General features: G+C 40.3%; 16 protein-coding genes. 7 read left to right on the top strand and 9 right to left on the bottom strand.

All coding sequences use genetic code 11. The features are described from left to right. Positions 1-11: 11 nt before the first annotated feature. Positions 12-1,256 carry a hypothetical protein gene (locus CHB71_RS07945; protein ID WP_089356386.1) on the bottom strand — a complete coding sequence of 415 codons (1,245 nt, stop codon included), beginning with the start codon at positions 1,254-1,256 and terminating at the stop codon, positions 12-14. Then, positions 1,256-1,972, bottom strand: a complete 717-nt coding sequence (locus tag CHB71_RS07940; protein WP_179213346.1) for a type III pantothenate kinase — start codon at positions 1,970-1,972, stop codon at positions 1,256-1,258. The genes CHB71_RS07945 and CHB71_RS07940 overlap by 1 nt, the downstream gene beginning before the upstream one ends. 13 nt (positions 1,973-1,985) lie before the next feature. Here CHB71_RS07940 and CHB71_RS07935 point away from each other — a divergent pair, with 13 nt between their 5' ends. The 4 genes from CHB71_RS07935 (at position 1,986) to CHB71_RS07920 (ending at position 6,930) form a co-directional block, all read left to right on the top strand. Further along, entirely contained in the window at positions 1,986-3,029 is a 1,044-nt protein-coding gene (locus tag CHB71_RS07935) for an anhydro-N-acetylmuramic acid kinase (protein ID WP_179213345.1), read from the top strand. 38 nt (positions 3,030-3,067) lie between these two features. Continuing rightward, complete coding sequence (locus CHB71_RS07930) at positions 3,068-4,300, top strand: Glu/Leu/Phe/Val dehydrogenase dimerization domain-containing protein (protein WP_089356383.1); 1,233 nt, start codon at positions 3,068-3,070, stop codon at positions 4,298-4,300. A gap of 65 nt (positions 4,301-4,365) precedes the next feature. After that, complete coding sequence (locus tag CHB71_RS07925) at positions 4,366-5,844, top strand: sodium:proton antiporter (RefSeq protein WP_089356382.1); 1,479 nt, start codon at positions 4,366-4,368, stop codon at positions 5,842-5,844. A gap of 99 nt (positions 5,845-5,943) precedes the next feature. Continuing rightward, positions 5,944-6,930 carry a TerC family protein gene (locus CHB71_RS07920; RefSeq protein WP_089356381.1) on the top strand — a complete coding sequence of 329 codons (987 nt, stop codon included), beginning with the start codon at positions 5,944-5,946 and terminating at the stop codon, positions 6,928-6,930. Positions 6,931-6,932: 2 nt separating this feature from the next. Here the strand turns inward: CHB71_RS07920 and purE are convergent, their stop codons facing one another. Next, positions 6,933-7,424, bottom strand: a complete 492-nt coding sequence (gene purE / locus CHB71_RS07915) for a 5-(carboxyamino)imidazole ribonucleotide mutase (protein WP_089356380.1) — start codon at positions 7,422-7,424, stop codon at positions 6,933-6,935. Next, complete coding sequence (locus CHB71_RS07910) at positions 7,424-8,566, bottom strand: 5-(carboxyamino)imidazole ribonucleotide synthase (RefSeq protein WP_089356379.1); 1,143 nt, start codon at positions 8,564-8,566, stop codon at positions 7,424-7,426. Before CHB71_RS07910 ends, purE begins: the two co-directional genes overlap by 1 nt. Positions 8,567-8,628: 62 nt before the next feature. Here CHB71_RS07910 and CHB71_RS19085 point away from each other — a divergent pair, with 62 nt between their 5' ends. Next, positions 8,629-8,757: a hypothetical protein gene (locus CHB71_RS19085; protein WP_262485924.1), complete on the top strand. Its 129-nt coding sequence runs from the start codon at positions 8,629-8,631 to the stop codon at positions 8,755-8,757. On the opposite strand, the gene CHB71_RS07905 is transcribed toward CHB71_RS19085, so the two are convergent. From CHB71_RS07905 to CHB71_RS07895, 3 genes are read right to left on the bottom strand one after another with little or no spacing between them, the layout of a single operon-like run. Then, entirely contained in the window at positions 8,740-9,363 is a 624-nt protein-coding gene (locus tag CHB71_RS07905; RefSeq protein ID WP_089356378.1) for a DUF2306 domain-containing protein, read from the bottom strand. The two genes, CHB71_RS19085 and CHB71_RS07905, sit on opposite strands and share 18 nt — an antisense overlap. Before the next feature lie 9 nt (positions 9,364-9,372). Further along, positions 9,373-11,757, bottom strand: coding sequence for a bifunctional UDP-N-acetylmuramoyl-tripeptide:D-alanyl-D-alanine ligase/alanine racemase (locus tag CHB71_RS07900; RefSeq protein WP_089356377.1), 2,385 nt, complete (start codon positions 11,755-11,757; stop codon positions 9,373-9,375). A gap of 3 nt (positions 11,758-11,760) precedes the next feature. Continuing rightward, entirely contained in the window at positions 11,761-12,588 is an 828-nt protein-coding gene (locus CHB71_RS07895) for a GNAT family N-acetyltransferase (protein WP_089356376.1), read from the bottom strand. Between the two features lie 100 nt (positions 12,589-12,688). Here CHB71_RS07895 and CHB71_RS07890 point away from each other — a divergent pair, with 100 nt between their 5' ends. Further along, the gene (locus CHB71_RS07890) at positions 12,689-13,951 is read left to right on the top strand and encodes an adenylate/guanylate cyclase domain-containing protein (RefSeq protein ID WP_089356375.1); all 1,263 of its coding nucleotides are present in this window, start codon (positions 12,689-12,691) and stop codon (positions 13,949-13,951) included. Further along, the gene (gene ppk1 / locus CHB71_RS07885; protein ID WP_089356374.1) at positions 13,951-15,933 is read left to right on the top strand and encodes a polyphosphate kinase 1; all 1,983 of its coding nucleotides are present in this window, start codon (positions 13,951-13,953) and stop codon (positions 15,931-15,933) included. Before CHB71_RS07890 ends, ppk1 begins: the two co-directional genes overlap by 1 nt. On the opposite strand, the gene CHB71_RS07880 is transcribed toward ppk1, so the two are convergent. Beyond that, on the bottom strand, positions 15,921-16,544 hold the full coding sequence (locus CHB71_RS07880; RefSeq protein ID WP_089356373.1) for a Pycsar system effector family protein: 624 nt from the start codon (positions 16,542-16,544) through the stop codon (positions 15,921-15,923). The two genes, ppk1 and CHB71_RS07880, sit on opposite strands and share 13 nt — an antisense overlap. Next, the gene (locus tag CHB71_RS07875; RefSeq protein WP_089356372.1) at positions 16,523-17,137 is read right to left on the bottom strand and encodes an HD domain-containing protein; all 615 of its coding nucleotides are present in this window, start codon (positions 17,135-17,137) and stop codon (positions 16,523-16,525) included. Before CHB71_RS07875 ends, CHB71_RS07880 begins: the two co-directional genes overlap by 22 nt. Positions 17,138-17,207: the final 70 nt, after the last annotated feature.

Below are 17,207 nucleotides of genomic sequence, written 5' to 3'. Positions count from 1 at the left end.
CTCACTATTTGCTAGTCATACTTTCTTTTTATGAACCACCTGTCATTTATGGTTGCCCCTATAACAACCTTAAAGTAGGTTTCCTTAATTAATCCGTTCGTAGATTCTCCAAGTTGACCCACCTTAACGGCAACATCCAGACTTGAAAAGCCACTTACTGGTAAAGAGGCACCAAAATTAATACCAAAATCAGTAAGAGCCTGATTATTTACGATATATGGAAGCTTATGATAGTTAAACCCTGCTGCATACTTGACGCGCTTCCAATAAGAAGTGACGTTATCATAGTCTGGGGTGTACTCTCCTCCTACTGCTATTTTGAGAGAATTGTTGTATAAATCAGACGGGCTTCCTGCAGATCCCCAGCTATTTGCTTCCACATCAAATCCTAGAGTGAAATTATTAAGCTTCTGATAGGAGAAGCCAAACCCAACAGTTTGAGGGAGATCAAACTTTATATTTTCAGTACCTACTTCTATCCGTTCCAGCTCTGATCCACCACTAGAAAGTCTGATCAATGATAGTTCAGAACTGCCGTTGAGTGGGCTTTTAGGAGAGAATGTAGCGCCGAAGTTAAAGAATGTCTCATCCGACAGTTTATGCCTGTAGCCCAGACCAAATAAGAAGTTAATGTCAGAGTAGGATTCCATTTCCTCATAGGTAGCTGTACTCACTGGCACGTCAGTACCACCCAGTGAAATAGTTGAAGTTTTCTTGATTGAGCCGAAAGTGTAGTTCGCACGAACACCGACCAGCAATTTATTTTTTATTCGAAAGCCATTGGACCAGTAAAAGTTGGTAAGACCACCCTCTCCTCTATTGTCTGAAATCTGCTGCACCGTCCCATTTGTACCTTCTACATCCCCTTCTGAGAATGTATTGTAATTGACCGAACTATATGGAAGGATGCCAAAAGAAGAAGACCACTTACCAGGCATAATTGGGAAAGCATACCCTAAAAACCGCAAGCCACCTTCAGTATCTGAACCTGAAACACCTTCCCCAGTAAAATTTCTTCTGTCAATTTCAAGGCCTACTTGAAAAGTGCTAAATGTATTGTAGATAAGATTTGCAGGATTTTGTGTGTTGATATGCCAGAGTGTTGGTGATCCGATACCCGCCTCACCATAGGCCACATTGTTTGGCATACCCTGATGATTGAGGCTGCCAAGACCCTGGAATGAGTATACTGACTGTGCCTGAGCTAGATGCCCTAAAATAAAACAACAGGCAACCCCTGCTAAAATCCTTTTCATTATTCCTGATACTTCCAAATTCGGTATAGACCCTTCTGCACAATTTTTGAGCCAGCAAAGATGTGAGCTTTTAGGTTGGATTCAAAGAAATGTGCATCCCCACCTGTTAATATCATGTTAAGACTTGTGAAATCTTTACTTAAAGTCTTGATAACGCCATTTATTTCATGAATAATACCCCAAAAAGACCCACTGAAAAGGCATTCTTTTGTGGTTTTACCTAGCTCTCCGGAATGAATTTCCCGCCATTCATCGGAAATATCCGGAAGCTGATCTGTATATCTTGACATGGATGTCATGCGCATTTTCAATCCTGGAGAAATAATACCTCCCCTGAAAACACCTGATTTATCAAGTAAATCGATAGTCATGCATGTACCCATATCTATAATTAGATTATCGTTATTAGGGAATAGCTCATGTGCACCCACTGCAGCAGCTATTCGGTCAGCACCAAGCGTTTCAGGAGTTTCATAATCCAGTGTTATTGGAAGAGGGATTTTATGAGATAAAATTGTGGTATTTTTTCTGCCTTCCAGATTGGGATCCAGCTTTTTCACTGAAGAAACCATCATTGGTTGGCCGGAATAATGATCTAAAACATCAGCTAACTGCGTCCATGTTTTGGTATCTTGAAAGGTTCCGCCCACTGCACCTGTAGTTTTGATGGAGCTATTACCCACATCAACCAATAATACTTCTATCTTTTCGTCCACAACTGCAAAGGAAATGAAAAAATCATCCTATTCTGTAATTGGGGCAATGGCCGGATCATCTATGGATGGACTGGACCTGTCGCATGTGGTTTTCAGTATAGAGCCAAAAGGATGGAACTACCAACTAAAGAAGTGTGAAACTATTTTTTATGACAAGGGAATTTTCAGTCGGCTAAAAAATGCTCACAGACTGGATAGAGACGAACAGGAAAGCATAGATGTTGAATTTGGAAATTGGATCGGAGAAAAGGTTAGCCGTTTTAAGAATGACATTGAGCAGATTGATCTGGCAGGCATTCATGGGCATACGCTCATACACAAGCCAGAAGATGAAATCAGCTGGCAACTGGGTCGAGGAGACATTATTGCCAAAATAATCAAACTGCCTACAGTTACGGAATTCAGAACCGAAGATGTGAAAAATAGTGGCCAGGGAGCTCCACTGGTTCCTTTTGGGGATTTTACTCTTTTCGAGGGGTATGATGCGTGTCTGAACCTTGGGGGTATCGCAAATATTTCTCTCAAGGAAAGTCAGACCGCATGGGACATTTGCCCCTGCAATCAGGTCCTCAATTATTTTTCAAACAAGCTTGGAAAGTCTTTCGATCAAGGAGGTGAGCTGGCTGAAAAAGGACAGATGAATTTAGCATTCTATTCAGCAATTTCAAAAATTGACTTTTTTCACCAATCTCCTCCAAAATCACTTCCTAATCATTTCATAAATCAAAGCCTACTCGATCCTGTTGATCCCACTGATGGTCTATATACTTATTGTCAAATAATAGCTGAACAAATCAATCAATCACTCGAGGACCCATCACCTGGGAAACTGTTGGTGACTGGTGGGGGAGCCTTTAATGAGTTCCTTATTTCTAAAATTGAAAGTGAATTAAAAGGATGGGAAGTCATCATACCTGATTCAAAACTTATTGACTTTAAGGAGTCACTAATCTTCGCATTTCTCGCATTAAAAAGATTCAGGAATGAGGTTAATGTGCTTGCTTCTGTTACCGGGGCTGCTAAAGACTCATCTTCCGGTGTGATACATCTTCCTTAATGATTAGATTTGCGGCCTCAATTATTTAATCACTACAGATGAAAGAACTCCTAAAGAAATTTGAAGATAAGAAGCCCGAGATTGTTTTTGAATGGTCGGATCCTGAAACTGACGCGGAAGGATGGGTTGTAATTAATTCATTGAGAGGTGGTGCTGCAGGTGGGGGAACCCGAATGCGCGTAGGGCTGGACAAGCGTGAAGTTGAGTCACTGGCCAAAACAATGGAAATAAAATTTTCGGTTTCCGGTCCCCAAATCGGAGGAGCCAAGTCTGGAATCAATTTCGATCCTAATGATCCTCGAAAAGAAGGAGTTTTGAAAAGGTGGTATCATGCTGTCTATCCTCTGCTTAAAAACTATTATGGTACAGGTGGTGATTTGAATGTAGATGAAATTCATGAAGTAATTCCGATCACGGAAGATTTTGGATTGTGGCATCCTCAGGAAGGGATTGTTAATGGGCATTATAATCCCCGAAAGCCAACTAAAATTCATATGCTTGGTCGATTGAGACAAGGCGTATCAAAAGTTTTGGAGGATCAGGAATACATCCCTGACTCACCAAAAAAATATGTAGTAGCAGATATGATCACCGGTTATGGTGTAGCTGAAGCGGTTCGTCATTACTATCAAATCTGGGGAGGAAATATCTCAGAGAAAAGAGCCATTATTCAGGGCTGGGGTAACGTAGGATCTACCGCTGCTTTGTATCTGGCTAAGTATGGAGTAAAAATAGTTGGGATTATAGACCGAGTAGGTGGATTAATGAATCCTGATGGGTTCACACTTGATGATATCAAGATGCTATTCCACGACAAGGACGGAAACAAGCTGGTTGCTGATAATTTAATTCCATTCGACAAAATAAACGAAGAGGTCTGGTCTATGGGTGCCGAGATATTTATTCCGGCAGCCGCATCAAGACTTGTTTCAAGAGACCAGGCCGAATCTATGATCAACAATGATCTTGAAGTGGTTTCATGTGGAGCTAATGTTCCATTCAACGATACAGAAATTTTTTACGGGCCGATTGCTGAGTTTGTGGATAAGAAAGTTTCGTTGCTCCCGGATTTTATTGCAAATTGTGGGATGGCACGAACTTTTGCATTCTTAATGGATCCTGATAATAACGACGTATTAACGGATGCGGATATTTTTAATGACTGCTCAAAAACGATAGGAGATGCGTTGCAGGCAGTACATAAAGAAAATAATACCCGTGCAAACCTTGCTGAAACCGCCTTTAATATTTCATTAAATAAGCTAGTATAAGTTGGTGTAGGTTTGTTTTTGTCTGCGCTAATGATAACTTTAGTATTATTCACTTACGCCTAAGCATGATTCGAAGAGTTTTTGTTGCTTTAATATTTGTGTGCACCCTGTCATTTGCATTTGCTAATGACAGTGCTCCTATTCAAGAGCAACAGGAAACGCATCAAACAATGGATCATGATGTGGAGGGCGGTCATGCATCCGAAAAGCCCAAAATGTGGAGTGTAGCTCCTTTTGTGATTTTACTATTGATGATTGCAACAGGACCGCTATTTTACCCTCACTTCTGGCATAAAAGCTATCCGGTCATATCAGTCATTCTGGCAATCATAGTTTGTACATATTACTTATTCTATCTTCATAATGTACATGCCCCTATACATTCAGGTGCTGAATATGTGCAGTTTATTGCACTGCTAGCGGGACTTTTCGTAGCATCGGGAGGTATTCTGATTAATGTGGATAAAGATGCTCATCCATTGACCAACGTGATTATCCTGGCAATAGGAGCAGTTATTGCCAACATCATAGGAACAACCGGTGCGTCCATGCTTCTGATTCGACCATTTATCCGGCTCAATAAAAACAGGATTAAACCGTACCATATTGTATTCTTTATTTTTATTGTGAGTAATGTGGGCGGATCACTTACCCCTATCGGGGATCCACCATTATTCCTGGGGTTTTTGAAAGGTATCCCATTTCAGTGGACATTAATTCATAACCTGGTACCATGGGTCATAGCTTGTATTATTCTTTTAGTATTCTTCTATCTATTCGACATTAGGAATAAAACCAATTATGCCTTAATGCGCGGAGAGGAAGATGAACTGGAAGAACCAACTGGTAAAGTATCCCTTGTTGGAAAAAGAAATTTTATTTGGCTAGCGATAGTTGTTGGAGCCGTATTCCTTGATCCGAATGTTTTTGACTGGGTTCCAGGGATTGTTTATGAAGGCCAGAAGTTCTCATACATCCGAGAAATTATAATGCTTCTGGCAGCTTTTGGATCATTTAAGTATGCTGACCTCCAAGCCATTCAGGGAAATGAGTTCAGCTTTGAGCCAATCAGGGAAGTAGCTTTTCTGTTCATCGGAATCTTCTTTACAATGATGCCGGCTCTTGAGCTTGTTAGTGATTTCGCTCAATCACCAGAAGGTGAAAAACTGATTCGTCCGAGTACATTGTACTGGGGAACAGGTCTTTTAAGTGGATTCCTTGATAATGCTCCTACCTATGTTAATTTCCTGACCGCCTCTATGGCAAGCGTTGGGGCTGATGTAAATAACATTCAGGAAGTGATAGCCTATGCCAACGATGAATATAAATCGTCGCTGCTCTCGTTAATGGCCATTTCACTAGGTGCGGTATTCTTTGGAGCCTTCACTTACATTGGCAATGGACCAAACTTTATGGTTAAGTCTATAGCTGAGCAAGTAGGTATTAAAATGCCCTCCTTCTTCTCTTATATTGTAAAGTATTCTATTCCCATATTGCTTCCTGTCCTTATAATTATCTGGCTTATCTTCTTTATGGGACATTAAGTAGAAAACTTCTCCACCGATATCGATTAATTTTTTCTTTATTTGTGGTTTATTGCTTAATTTGGATTGCGCCCTCATAAAGAATAATCGCCATTAAAAATGCTGCTTAATTTATTTACAGGTCAAAATGAAGGATTACTCTTTGGAGTATTTGGAGTTATTATAGTCCTGTTTCTCATTGTAGATCTGGGTGTTTTTCACAAGAAGCACCAGAAAGTTTCTCAAAAAGAAGCATTACAACAGTCTATTTTCTGGGTGCTCGTATCGGTCGGATATGGAACTCTCATTTACTTCTACGGGGAAGGATCGGGGGCAACCTTGGAATTCTTTTCCGCTTATATAACTGAAAAGGCACTCTCTATTGATAACATTTTTGTGATTTTGCTCATCCTCAGATATTTCAATGTCAAAGAGGAGTATTATCACAATATCCTTTTCTGGGGTATCCTGGGAGCAATTGTATTCAGAGCAGTATTCATATTTGTTGGAGCATTACTGATTGCAGAATTTCACTGGATATTGTATGTGTTTGGTGTATTCCTTGTCTACTCCGGGATCAAGCTATTTAGTGAAGAAGATGATATGGAGCTGGAGCCGGAAAAAAATCCGCTACTTAAGGCGGCAAAAAAAGTACTTCCAATGAGTACTTCTGATAAGGATGGAAAATTCTGGATTCGTGAAAAAGGTAAGCTGCTATTTACTCCATTATTTCTTGTAATTATTCTAATCGAATCAACAGATTTAATTTTTGCGGTAGACTCAATACCAGCAGCTTTTGCAATCACGCAGAATGAGTTTGTGATCTATACCTCAAACATTTTTGCAGTTATGGGTCTTAGGGCTATGTTCTTCTTGTTAGCCAATGTTCTGGACAAATTCTACCTTTTACAAAAGGGCTTGTCAGTCGTACTGATATTTATTGGAGCTAAAATGCTGGCTGAGATATTCGATATTCATGTACCTATATACCTATCCTTCGGCATAATTATCGGGGCATTAGTACTAGCCATAGTCTTGTCTCTAATGTTTCCAAAAGACGAAACACCTGAAGAAATTATTGAGGAGAAGCTTCCGGCAGAGGAATAGCACTATTTTTCCAGGCTTTTAACACTTTCCATTACCTTATCTCTAAGGCCGTCTTTATACTGTTGAAGATTATCAGCAATAGAATTATCAGTCGCTCCTACGATCTCAGCAGCTAATATTCCGGCATTTTTTGCACCGTCCAGTGCTACTGTTGCCACCGGAATCCCTCCAGGCATCTGAAGAATCGAAAGTATCGAATCCCAACCATCAATCGAGTTGCTAGACTTAACCGGTACGCCTATTACAGGCAAGGTGGTCAACGAGGCAACCATTCCAGGGAGGTGAGCTGCTCCGCCTGCACCGGCAATAATTACCTGCAACCCTTTTGATCGTGCGCCTTCGGCATACTCTACCATTCGATGAGGGGTGCGGTGAGCAGAAACAATCGTCAATTCAAAAGAAACGCCTAGATCATCTAAAATATCTGCTGCTTGCTGCATGACGGGAAGATCTGATTTGCTTCCCATGATGATTCCAACCTTTGGTGCTGCCATTATGCTTTTACTTTAAGTGTGTCTTTGACCTTTCTGGCCTTAGATTTTAAATCTTGTATAGAGTCATCAGTGATAGTCACATGCCCCATTTTCCTGAAAGGCTTGGTTAATTTCTTTCCATAAAGATGCACATAAACTCCATTCATTGCCATGCACTCCTCCATTCCTTCATATTGAGCATTTCCTGTAAATCCATCTTCTCCTAAAAGATTGACCATCGCTGCAGGAGTAATTAGCTCTGTGGACCCCAAAGGCATATTGAGTATGGCTCTGAGGTGCTGCTCAAACTGCGAGGTTCGATTAGCTTCAATCGTATGATGACCGGAATTATGGGTGCGAGGAGCCACCTCATTTACCAGCACGTCCCCCTCTTTTGTTAAAAACATTTCAACGGCAAGTAGTCCAACCATGTCTAATTTTTCAATGACATCTTTTGCCAGCTTGTAGGCCTTTTCCTCGTTCTCACTAGAGATTTGGGCCGGAGCAAAAAGGAACTCCACTAGGTTTTGTTCGGGATGGTAGGACAATTCAACTACCGGAAAACAATCCATTTCACCTTTTTCGTTTCTGGCAACTACCACGCTTAGCTCTCTCTCGAAATCAACCAACTTCTCCAAAAGTCCGGGTTTGTCAAATGCTTTAGGCAAATCAGCTTCAGATCGTATCATCTGCACGCCTCTGCCATCATATCCTTCTGTACCTAGCTTATTTACTCCTGGAAGCATGTCCTGGTGGTTGGCTACATCAGCCGCATTTTCAGTGAGTACAAAGTCAGACGTTGGGATGCGATTGGCTTTATAGAATGTCTTTTGCTTTCGTTTATCCTGTATCAGTTCGATGATTTCCGGTTGAGGGTAAACGGTGACTCCTTCATTTTTTAACTGCTTGAGGGCAGAAACACTTACATTTTCTATTTCAATTGTGATGAGGTCAAAATTTTGACCCCACTTATAAACCGTATCATGATCTGTAAGCTTCCCTACGGAAAAGTGCTTAACTAAATGAGCACAAGGTGCATTTTCGTCCGGATCTAAAATGGAAATATCCAGGTTGTAATTGATGGCAGACTGGATCATCATACGGCCAAGTTGACCGCCTCCAAGTACGCCAATTTTCAGGTCGGTAATGTCTTTTGCAGGCATGCCGCAAAGATAACCTTACTGATCTGTTCATGGTTATATCTTGAAAGATGTAAATTGAACAAATGGAAAAGAAGTCTAAAAAAGTGAACGAAAAGGAAGAAGAAAAGCCGACGGAAAACCACGAAGAGAATGATCATGGAGGATTTCCTGAAGACCTGGACTTTAGTAAAAACCTAGGATGCGGCGGCTAAGTACTTCTTGCTGATGAGATACTCTGCAACAAAAAGGTTGGGAACCCAACAAAACCACGCAATCACCTGATATGCCTCTTCAGGAGAAACACCTGATATAATCATTATTGGCATAAAAACTCGAAGCGTAACGGCACCAAGTGTTACCGCAAAGCTTCTGATCATCCATCGCTCATGGGCATCTAAGTCTTTATTCTTGATTTTTACAAATGCCATTGCTGTAAAACCAAACCAGCACAGCGCCATCATCCCAAAGCCAACCACATTATTGAATCCGCCATTGGCATAAAGAGCCATGTAAAAAGCAGCAGGAGAGCTAATCAAAAGAATAGCTGTGATGTAGACATACCCTAGCCTTCGATGTGTTTTTAAATGCGTGGATCGAAAGTTTTTCAAAAATTGTGTCCAGCCAATCGCTAGCGCCACTGCTCCTCCAATAAAGTGAAAATGAAAGGCTGTTCTCCAAATTGAGCTTGTGGAAATTCCATTCATTTTGAATGAATAAAAGTCTACCCTGAAGAGATGTGAAAGTGCGTACAGAGCCACCCCAATGCATAAAAACCCATAAAATCCATTTCGTAATTTGATGCTAGTCTTGGTTTTCATCTTCTTTAATTATTCAGATACAAATACTCTTTTAACTCTGTTGCTAACATTCGTGAGAATTTCATAAGGAATGGTATCAGACCATTTCGCCAGATCGCTGATCTCTGGATTGTTTCCAAAAATAATGACCTCATCTCCCTCTGAAACATCAACATCAGTCACATCAATCATGGTCATATCCATACAAACATTACCAACTGTAGGGCAAAGTATATCATTGACACGAACATGAGCTCGACCGTTTCCAAAAATTCTGGAATATCCGTCTTCATAGCCGATAGGAATGATTGCGATTTTACTGTCATTTTCAATTTTCCCTTTTCGCGAATAACCAACAGTATCACCTGCTTTCAAATGTTGAATCTGAGAAATGACCGTTTTTAGTTGACTTGAATGGCGTAAACTCAGCTCTCCGGAAGGATCAAATCCGTGTAACCCAATTCCAAGACGCACCATATCATAGTGATATTGAGGCCACCGAACCATCCCCGCCGAATTACAAGCGTGCTTAATTGGCTGGTATCCAAGCGCGTCAACTATCTGGTTGTATACATCATCAAATTCTTCCGCCTGAAGACTGGTGAATGTATCTTCCGACTTCATGTCTGAGCTGGAAAAATGGGTGAAAATACTTTCCACAATCAGGTCAGGATGCTTTTTCAAATTTTCGGTCAGTTGTAGAATATGATCTTTTGCAAAACCCAATCTGTGCATTCCGGTATCAATTTTCAAATGGATTTTTGGTGGCTTTTGAGTATCCCTCATCATACGATTTAGATAAGAGAAACTAAATATCTCTGCTTGCAGGTCATACTTTTCAAATTGGTCAAAACTTGCAATGTGTGGATTCATAATCATGATTGGAATATGAATGCCGTTTTTGCGTAGAAGGATGGCTTCATCTACATAGGCTACACCTAGCATATCTACTCGCTGATGCTGAAGAAAATTAGCTACTTCAAGTAATCCACTACCATATGCGTTGGCTTTCACCATCACCATCAACTTTGTTGTTGGCTTGAGTAAATTTCTATATTGATTGAGGTTATACTGTAGTGACTCAAAATTCACCTCGAGTACTGTGCCGTGACTCCTTTCCTCAAGCTTTTGAGTGACACGTTCCAATTCAAAATCTCGTGCTCCTTTGATTACCACCATCTCATCTTTGAAATCAGGCAGATCCGCTAATAAGGCATCAGTGCTATCAAAAAATATTCGCTCTATCTGAAAAACATGCTCGGCTGCAGAGATTCTAGGCCCCACTCCGATTAACCGATCGACTGATTTTGATTTTAACAGATCTGACACGTCTTTGTAAAGCTTTTCATCCGGCAAACCGGAATGAAGAATATCGGAGAGAATGAGCGTTCGTTTGCTGTTTTGCTGATGAGATTCAAGATAATCAAGCGCTACTTTTAACCCTATCACGTCGTTGTTGTAGGTATCATCCAAAAGGTAGCATCCATTAATCCCCTCCTTCAATTCAAGACGCATGGGCACGTTTTCAATTAGGTTGACACCACGCTGGATTTCATCTTGTGCAAGACCCATTTCAAGCGCTGCTACAATGGCATGAGTTAAGTTCTCTAATTGTGATGGATCACTGAATTCTGTTTGGAACTTATAACTATTTACTGCGATGTAATGCGGGTTCCACTTCACATTGTATTTGCCAGTGCCATCTGGGTTCCATGACACAAGCTTATCCCCAAGTTGTTTCTGTATTTTGGCGAAGTAACTGGTATCTCCTCGGCATATTACTTTTTCTGAATTGGAGAAAAGAGCGAGCTTTTCCTCTAGTTTTTGATCTAACGAATCAAAACCATCATCATGCGCATGCCCCAGATTGGTAAAAACTCCTAACGTTGGATTGATTATCTTCTGTAAGTGCTCCATCTCTCCTTTTTGAGAAATGCCGGCCTCAAATATCCCTACCTCATGGTTTTTTTTGATTTCCATTAAAGAAGTTGGAACCCCTATCTGTGAGTTGTAGCTTCTGGGGCTTTTAACCACATAAAAATGCTCTGAAAGAATGGTCGAGAGCCATTCTTTAACTATCGTTTTTCCATTGCTCCCAGTAATGCCTATAAGTGGGATTTTGAATTTTTTCCTGTGATGATATGCTATTTGATGGAACGCTTTTAAGGTGTCTGATACCAGGAGGACGTTTACATCGGCAACCTCAATATCACTAGACACAATGAAATTCCTGGTTCCTTTTGATATTGCATTTTTGATATAATCGTGTCCATCTCGTTTTCTTTTGATTGCAATAAATACTTCGGAAGGATGCCCGGTCAGGTTTCTGGTGTCGGTTGAAAACCGGCTTACCTCTAAATCCTGATCAAGGCTCAGTTGTCCATTGGTAGTTTTTTTGAGGTGTGAAAAAAGCATCACCTAAATTATCAATTCCATTTCATATTGATTGACCTGATTTTGAAAACCACACTTTTTTAAAAATGCATCGAACCCAAATTCATCATCCGGAATGTTCATAATGGTAAGCGGCTTTTTAGCAGCAGCCTGAGCCGCACTTACGAGTGCTTCCCCAACGCCTTTACTACGATGGAATCCACTAACGGCTAATTGGGAGATTCGGCCCAAATGAGGTTGCATGATTACATACCCGATGACTTCCGATTGATCTTTTGCAAGTAACACCTTTTCATTTCCTATTTTTAAATGTTCGGAACTGTCAATAAATGATGGTTCAAAATCATTGAAGTTGAAATTCACTTCCGATATTTTACCTTCTGTAATCAGGATGTCCGAATCTAGCTTGAATGTCTCGGTAAGCTTATAGCAATGAAATCTACGTTTAAAAGTGAATCCTATTTTTTCATACAGTGATATGGCTTTTTGATTGCCTTCAACAACCTCTAATAAAATCCTGGCGAGGAATTTGGCTTGAATTTTTGGAATCAGAAATTCATACATTTTTTCTGCCATTTTTTGGTTCCTAAAGCCAGGTAAAACGCCAGTACCACCATTATAAGCAGTTGGGATGCCTTGATAGAGATTTGAACTGTGAAGTATGAAGCCAGTCATTTCGTTCCCATCAAAACCAACCGCTGAAATATCCATGTTGAACTTCAATTTTTTGTGGATGCGGTAGGAAAATTCGTCACGGGTAGGCTGAAGTTTAACAGCATTATCTGTGAAAGCCGCCTTGAACGCATGAAATAACTTTTCGAAATCTCCCTCAGAAATTAACCGTATATTCATAAAACAAATCCTTTAATCGGGAACCAACTCAAGTATAATTCGCCTTATTACTTGCGGCGTTATTTAAAATTACCTTTATCCTGCCAAAAGGAAAACCTTCATGCAAATAGAAGAGCTAGAAAAATGCATTGATCTTGAGATTGTCAAAACCGAAAAGCGAAGGCTGGAAATTTTTATCGGCATTCTGGTTATTGGATTGGTCTTGCTATTGACCAATATGATCTTCTTTCCAACTACAATTTCAGATACTTTTTTGGATGAAAGGAGTATAAAGCTAGGAGTTTATACCTCTGCAGGATTCATTGTAATACTTTTAATCTCGCGATGGATGGTTGGAAAGATCGCAGATTGTGAAAAACCTCTTCCAATTTGGTATAAATATTACTCGGTCATTTCAGATTCGATTGTGCCTTTCATTTGGCTCTATTTTATTATTAAATGGGAAGGCAATGGAATTTTTCTAGACTCTCCGCTTATATTCATTTTCGTTCCAATAATTATCGTTTCCGCCCTCTACTTAAATTTTTGGATTAGCTTCATGAATGGGGCATTAATTTCGATGATGTATGTCATAATTATTTATTGGACGTTCGAAACGTATGATACTGCATCCATGCTTCCATCCATTGTCTACTACACAAAAGCAATTATGTTTCTAATTGCCGGTACTTGTGCCGGACTTGTTGCAAGCGAGTTAAGTAAGAGGCTTACAGTTTCGATTAAAACTCAGGAGGAACGAGACCAAATTGAATCGTTGTTTAGCAAGCAAGTATCCAAAGAGGTAGTTCAGGCATTAACAGAAGCCGGTGGTGCCAGTTTCAAGATTAAAGCATCAGTTCTGTTCTTAGATATCAGAGACTTTACCCAGCGGGTGCAGCTACTCTCTCCAGAAGACGTGAATGAATTTCAGAATCGATTTTTCGGGCCTATTATGGATTGCATTCATAACAATGGTGGAATGATCAACCAGATCATGGGTGATGGCCTAATGGCTTCTTTTGCCTCGGAAGATGGGGATACGCCTGAAAATGCTTTTAAAGCAGGACGGGATATTCTGTCCAAGATAAGCGCCATGAACAAGTCCGACTGGAATGAAGAAATCAAAGTCGGAATAGGGATTCATAATGGAGAAATTATAGCAGGCAATATTGGTAACAGTACACGTCAGCAATTCTCAATCTCCGGCATCCCGGTTATCACAGCAGCACGACTTGAGCAGCTCACAAAGGACTACAACTGCTCGTGGTTAGTATCTTCAAACTTTTACAATGACGTCAAACATATGTCATCAAATGGGACCTCACTGGGTAATGTGAAGCTAAAAGGAATAGATCAGGAAATGGAAATTATTAAATTGGCTTAGTGAAACTCTTTGATCGAGACTTAAGCTGGCTATCGTTTAATTACCGGGTACTGATGGAGGCAATGGATAAATCAGTCCCATTGCTTGAAAGATTGAGATTCATTGCTATTTACTCTTCCAATCTGGATGAATTTTTCAGGGTACGCGTTGCTAATATTCGCAACATCAAACAAATTGATAAAAAGAAGATTAATAAACGTCTTGATTTTGATGCTGGGGCACTGTTAGAGCAAATCCACAGTGAAGTCAGCCATCAGCTGGAAGAGTATGGAGAAGCTCTTCAATCGACCATTCAATCGTTAAATGAAGCTGGTCATTGCATTTGCACTCACACTTCCGAAATTCCAGCTGAGCTTGAACCGCAGCTACTTCATTATTTCAAAACAAAGGTTTCTGCCTATCTCAGGCCTATTCATATAGAAAAGAAAGACGAGTTGTTTTTAGATAATCAGGCTATTTACCTGACTTTTAAAACCAAAACTTCCGGCTCTTATATTCTAAAAATCCCAACTGACAAACTTGGAAGGTTCGCCAGTTACAAAGTTGATTCGAAGGCCTATTATGTTTTCCTGGATGATATTATCCGAATGCATTTGGATAGCTTATTCCCTGGCGTAACAGCGGATGATGTCCATTCGATAAAACTCAACAAAGATGCAGACCTGCAAATCGATGATGAATTTGAGGGCAACCTGGTTAGAAAAATAGAAAAGCAAATTCACAAGCGGAATCTGGGTATTCCGTCTCGATTTCTATTTGATGTCAAAATGAATGATGCGTTGCTCACCACACTTGCGGATAAGCTTAAGCTTTCGTCGGAGGATATGATCACAGGTGGACGGTATCACAATTTGAACGATTTTTTTCAGATTAATATCAAGGATGACAAGCTCATCTATAGAGACCAGCCAGCCATTTCTGTCAAAAGCCTGGATCAAACCAAATCCATTTTTAAGTGCATTGAAAGCCAGGATTACCTGCTGCACTTCCCGTATCAATCATACGATTACATTTTACAGTTTTTCAATGAAGCTGCCATCGACTCGGATGTCACAGAGATTAATGTGACTTTCTATCGGATGGCAAAAAATTCTGTAATCGCTGAAGCGTTGATTAGCGCAGCTAACAATGGGAAAAAAGTAGCAGTATTCATGGAGGTAAAAGCTCGGTTTGATGAGCAAAATAATCTGGAATGGGCCCAAAAAATGAAAGCTGCAGGGGTGAAAGTGCTTTACAGCTTACCGGGATTAAAGGTACATGCCAAGGTAGCTCTTGTGAAGAAAAGAGATAAAATGTACGGCTTCTTTGGAACAGGAAATCTCAATGAAAAAACCTCGGAAATTTACTGCGATCATGGATTGATGACCATCAATGAAGACATGACCAGAGAGCTTTCGAATGTTTTTCAACACCTCTTAACAAAATACACACCTCCTCCTTTTGAGAAGCTGATCGTCTCTCAGTTTGGAGCATATGAGAGATTTCTAGAAAAAATAGACCGGGAAATCGCTCATGCCGAGGCGGGTCGGGAGGCTAGAATCATTATCAAAGTAAACAACCTACAAGAGCAAACACTGATTAATAAACTTTATGAGGCGAGCATAAAAGGTGTAGACGTTAAGCTGATTGTTCGAAGTATTTGCTGTCTGGTTCCCAACAAAAACCTAAAAGTGAAAAGAATAGTAGACCGCTACCTGGAGCATGGGCGAATTTTCTACTTCCATGATGATGGGGCGCAAGAAGTTTATCTTGGTTCAGCAGACTGGATGAATCGAAACCTGCACCGTAGGGTTGAGGTCTGCTTCCCGATCCAGGAAGACGGTATGAAACAAGAATTGCTCTCTTTTCTGAAGTTTCAATGGACAGATGATGTCAAAGGGGTTTGGCTCTCACAAAAATTGGCTAACAAGCGACCGAAAGTGGAAAAAGAAGTGAGAGCACAGGTAGCAACCTATGAATACCTCCTCAATCAATATGGATAAGGAGATTTAAAGAAAAGCTCCGCGATAATGAAGCCAAGTATTGAAAGCACAAACCCGAACATAAAGATGGTATAGCTCATTCTGAGTAAGCGATACTTCTTGCCCAACACTGCTCCCAGAAAATAGATGTCTTTGATCATGCTGCCATATAGATAATCGGCATCTTTTAGCATTTCTGTCATCCCCCACTTATAATCATCCAGTTTCATTCGATGAAAATTGCCAAAGAAAAGCAGGTTCGCTTTTTTATTGATGATGTCCTCATGTTTAAACTTTCCTGAAGTCACATTTGGCCTTGTGGCCAAAACTGCAAATACAATGGTAGTCAGACATACCAAAGTCAATACCACAGCTGGAATTGTCATGTGTGGATACTCTTCCAGCTTCCGTATCAAAACAGAAACGAGTACTGAAAGAATGATGGAATTAATTGAGATCATGATGTTCGCCTTGTTATCAGCTATAGCGCTCAATTCCATGTGGTTTTTGGAAGTCGTGCGAAACATCGTCTCAATGCCTCTGGTTGGCTTGAGTTCCTTTGCCTCTTTTACCTTTTTCTTAAGCTTGGAAATCTTGCCTTCCAGCTCTTCTACTTTTTCGCTTTCTTCCATGATTTTAAGCGGTCTCTAACCTTTTTAAGATTTTCTTTTACCGCTACTTCGTAATTTTTTCTTGCGTATTCCGTGAAAAAACAATGTTTATCGAGAAACTCCTGGTTCATTCGCAACCACTCATTTTCCGGAATTTTGCAAAACTTGGTTGTTTCTATCTCTTTATGAAGTAAATCAGCCTTTTTAAAATAATCCTGGTGTGCCAGATGCATCAGATCAGCATCACATAGAATCTTTTCCAGATTATTTTTCGGACTCTGAGGAATTTGAGTGGCCATAATACAGCCCTCAATCTTTTCAATTTTTTCGGGTGGGTAGCTAAGCCCACTAAGAAATTCTCTCGCCATATTGGCGCCATTTTGTTCATGATTTTCACACCCCTTGGCATAACCCAAATCATGAAACCATGCAGCAATTTGAATGATCTCGAGATCGTCACCCTTAATTTTCTGTTTGGCAGCAATCTCCTCAGCCGAATCAACCACATCAAGTGTGTGATTAATTGAATGATACGTCATATTATCAGGGAGCTTTTTCGATAGCACCTCGATAGCATAATCCTTTACACGGCTAATTATCGTACTCGAATCCATCTTCTTAACAATCTCTCACAAATTAGAACAAAAATTAGGCAATTTAGTGTTGTAGCCTTGACATTTTAGA

Origin of the sequence: Ekhidna lutea (genome assembly GCF_900188325.1) — a bacterium.
Taxonomy (GTDB): Bacteria; Bacteroidota; Bacteroidia; order Cytophagales; family Cyclobacteriaceae; genus Ekhidna; species Ekhidna lutea.
The sequence above is the reverse complement of the archived record's forward strand: the minus strand, read 5'-3'. Positions and strand labels throughout refer to the sequence as shown.

Coding starts and splice junctions, on each gene's coding strand:
- CHB71_RS07945 (WP_089356386.1), bottom strand. CDS start 1,256: ATGAAAAGGATTTTAGCAGGGGTTGCCTGTTGTTTTATTTTAGGGCAT.
- CHB71_RS07935 (WP_179213345.1), top strand. CDS start 1,986: ATGAAAAAATCATCCTATTCTGTAATTGGGGCAATGGCCGGATCATCT.
- CHB71_RS07930 (WP_089356383.1), top strand. CDS start 3,068: ATGAAAGAACTCCTAAAGAAATTTGAAGATAAGAAGCCCGAGATTGTT.
- CHB71_RS07925 (WP_089356382.1), top strand. CDS start 4,366: ATGATTCGAAGAGTTTTTGTTGCTTTAATATTTGTGTGCACCCTGTCA.
- CHB71_RS07920 (WP_089356381.1), top strand. CDS start 5,944: ATGCTGCTTAATTTATTTACAGGTCAAAATGAAGGATTACTCTTTGGA.
- purE (WP_089356380.1), bottom strand. CDS start 7,424: ATGGCAGCACCAAAGGTTGGAATCATCATGGGAAGCAAATCAGATCTT.
- CHB71_RS07910 (WP_089356379.1), bottom strand. CDS start 8,566: ATGCCTGCAAAAGACATTACCGACCTGAAAATTGGCGTACTTGGAGGC.
- CHB71_RS19085 (WP_262485924.1), top strand. CDS start 8,629: ATGGAAAAGAAGTCTAAAAAAGTGAACGAAAAGGAAGAAGAAAAGCCG.
- CHB71_RS07905 (WP_089356378.1), bottom strand. CDS start 9,363: ATGAAAACCAAGACTAGCATCAAATTACGAAATGGATTTTATGGGTTT.
- CHB71_RS07900 (WP_089356377.1), bottom strand. CDS start 11,757: ATGCTTTTTTCACACCTCAAAAAAACTACCAATGGACAACTGAGCCTT.
- CHB71_RS07895 (WP_089356376.1), bottom strand. CDS start 12,588: ATGAATATACGGTTAATTTCTGAGGGAGATTTCGAAAAGTTATTTCAT.
- CHB71_RS07890 (WP_089356375.1), top strand. CDS start 12,689: ATGCAAATAGAAGAGCTAGAAAAATGCATTGATCTTGAGATTGTCAAA.
- CHB71_RS07880 (WP_089356373.1), bottom strand. CDS start 16,544: ATGGAAGAAAGCGAAAAAGTAGAAGAGCTGGAAGGCAAGATTTCCAAG.
- CHB71_RS07875 (WP_089356372.1), bottom strand. CDS start 17,137: ATGGATTCGAGTACGATAATTAGCCGTGTAAAGGATTATGCTATCGAG.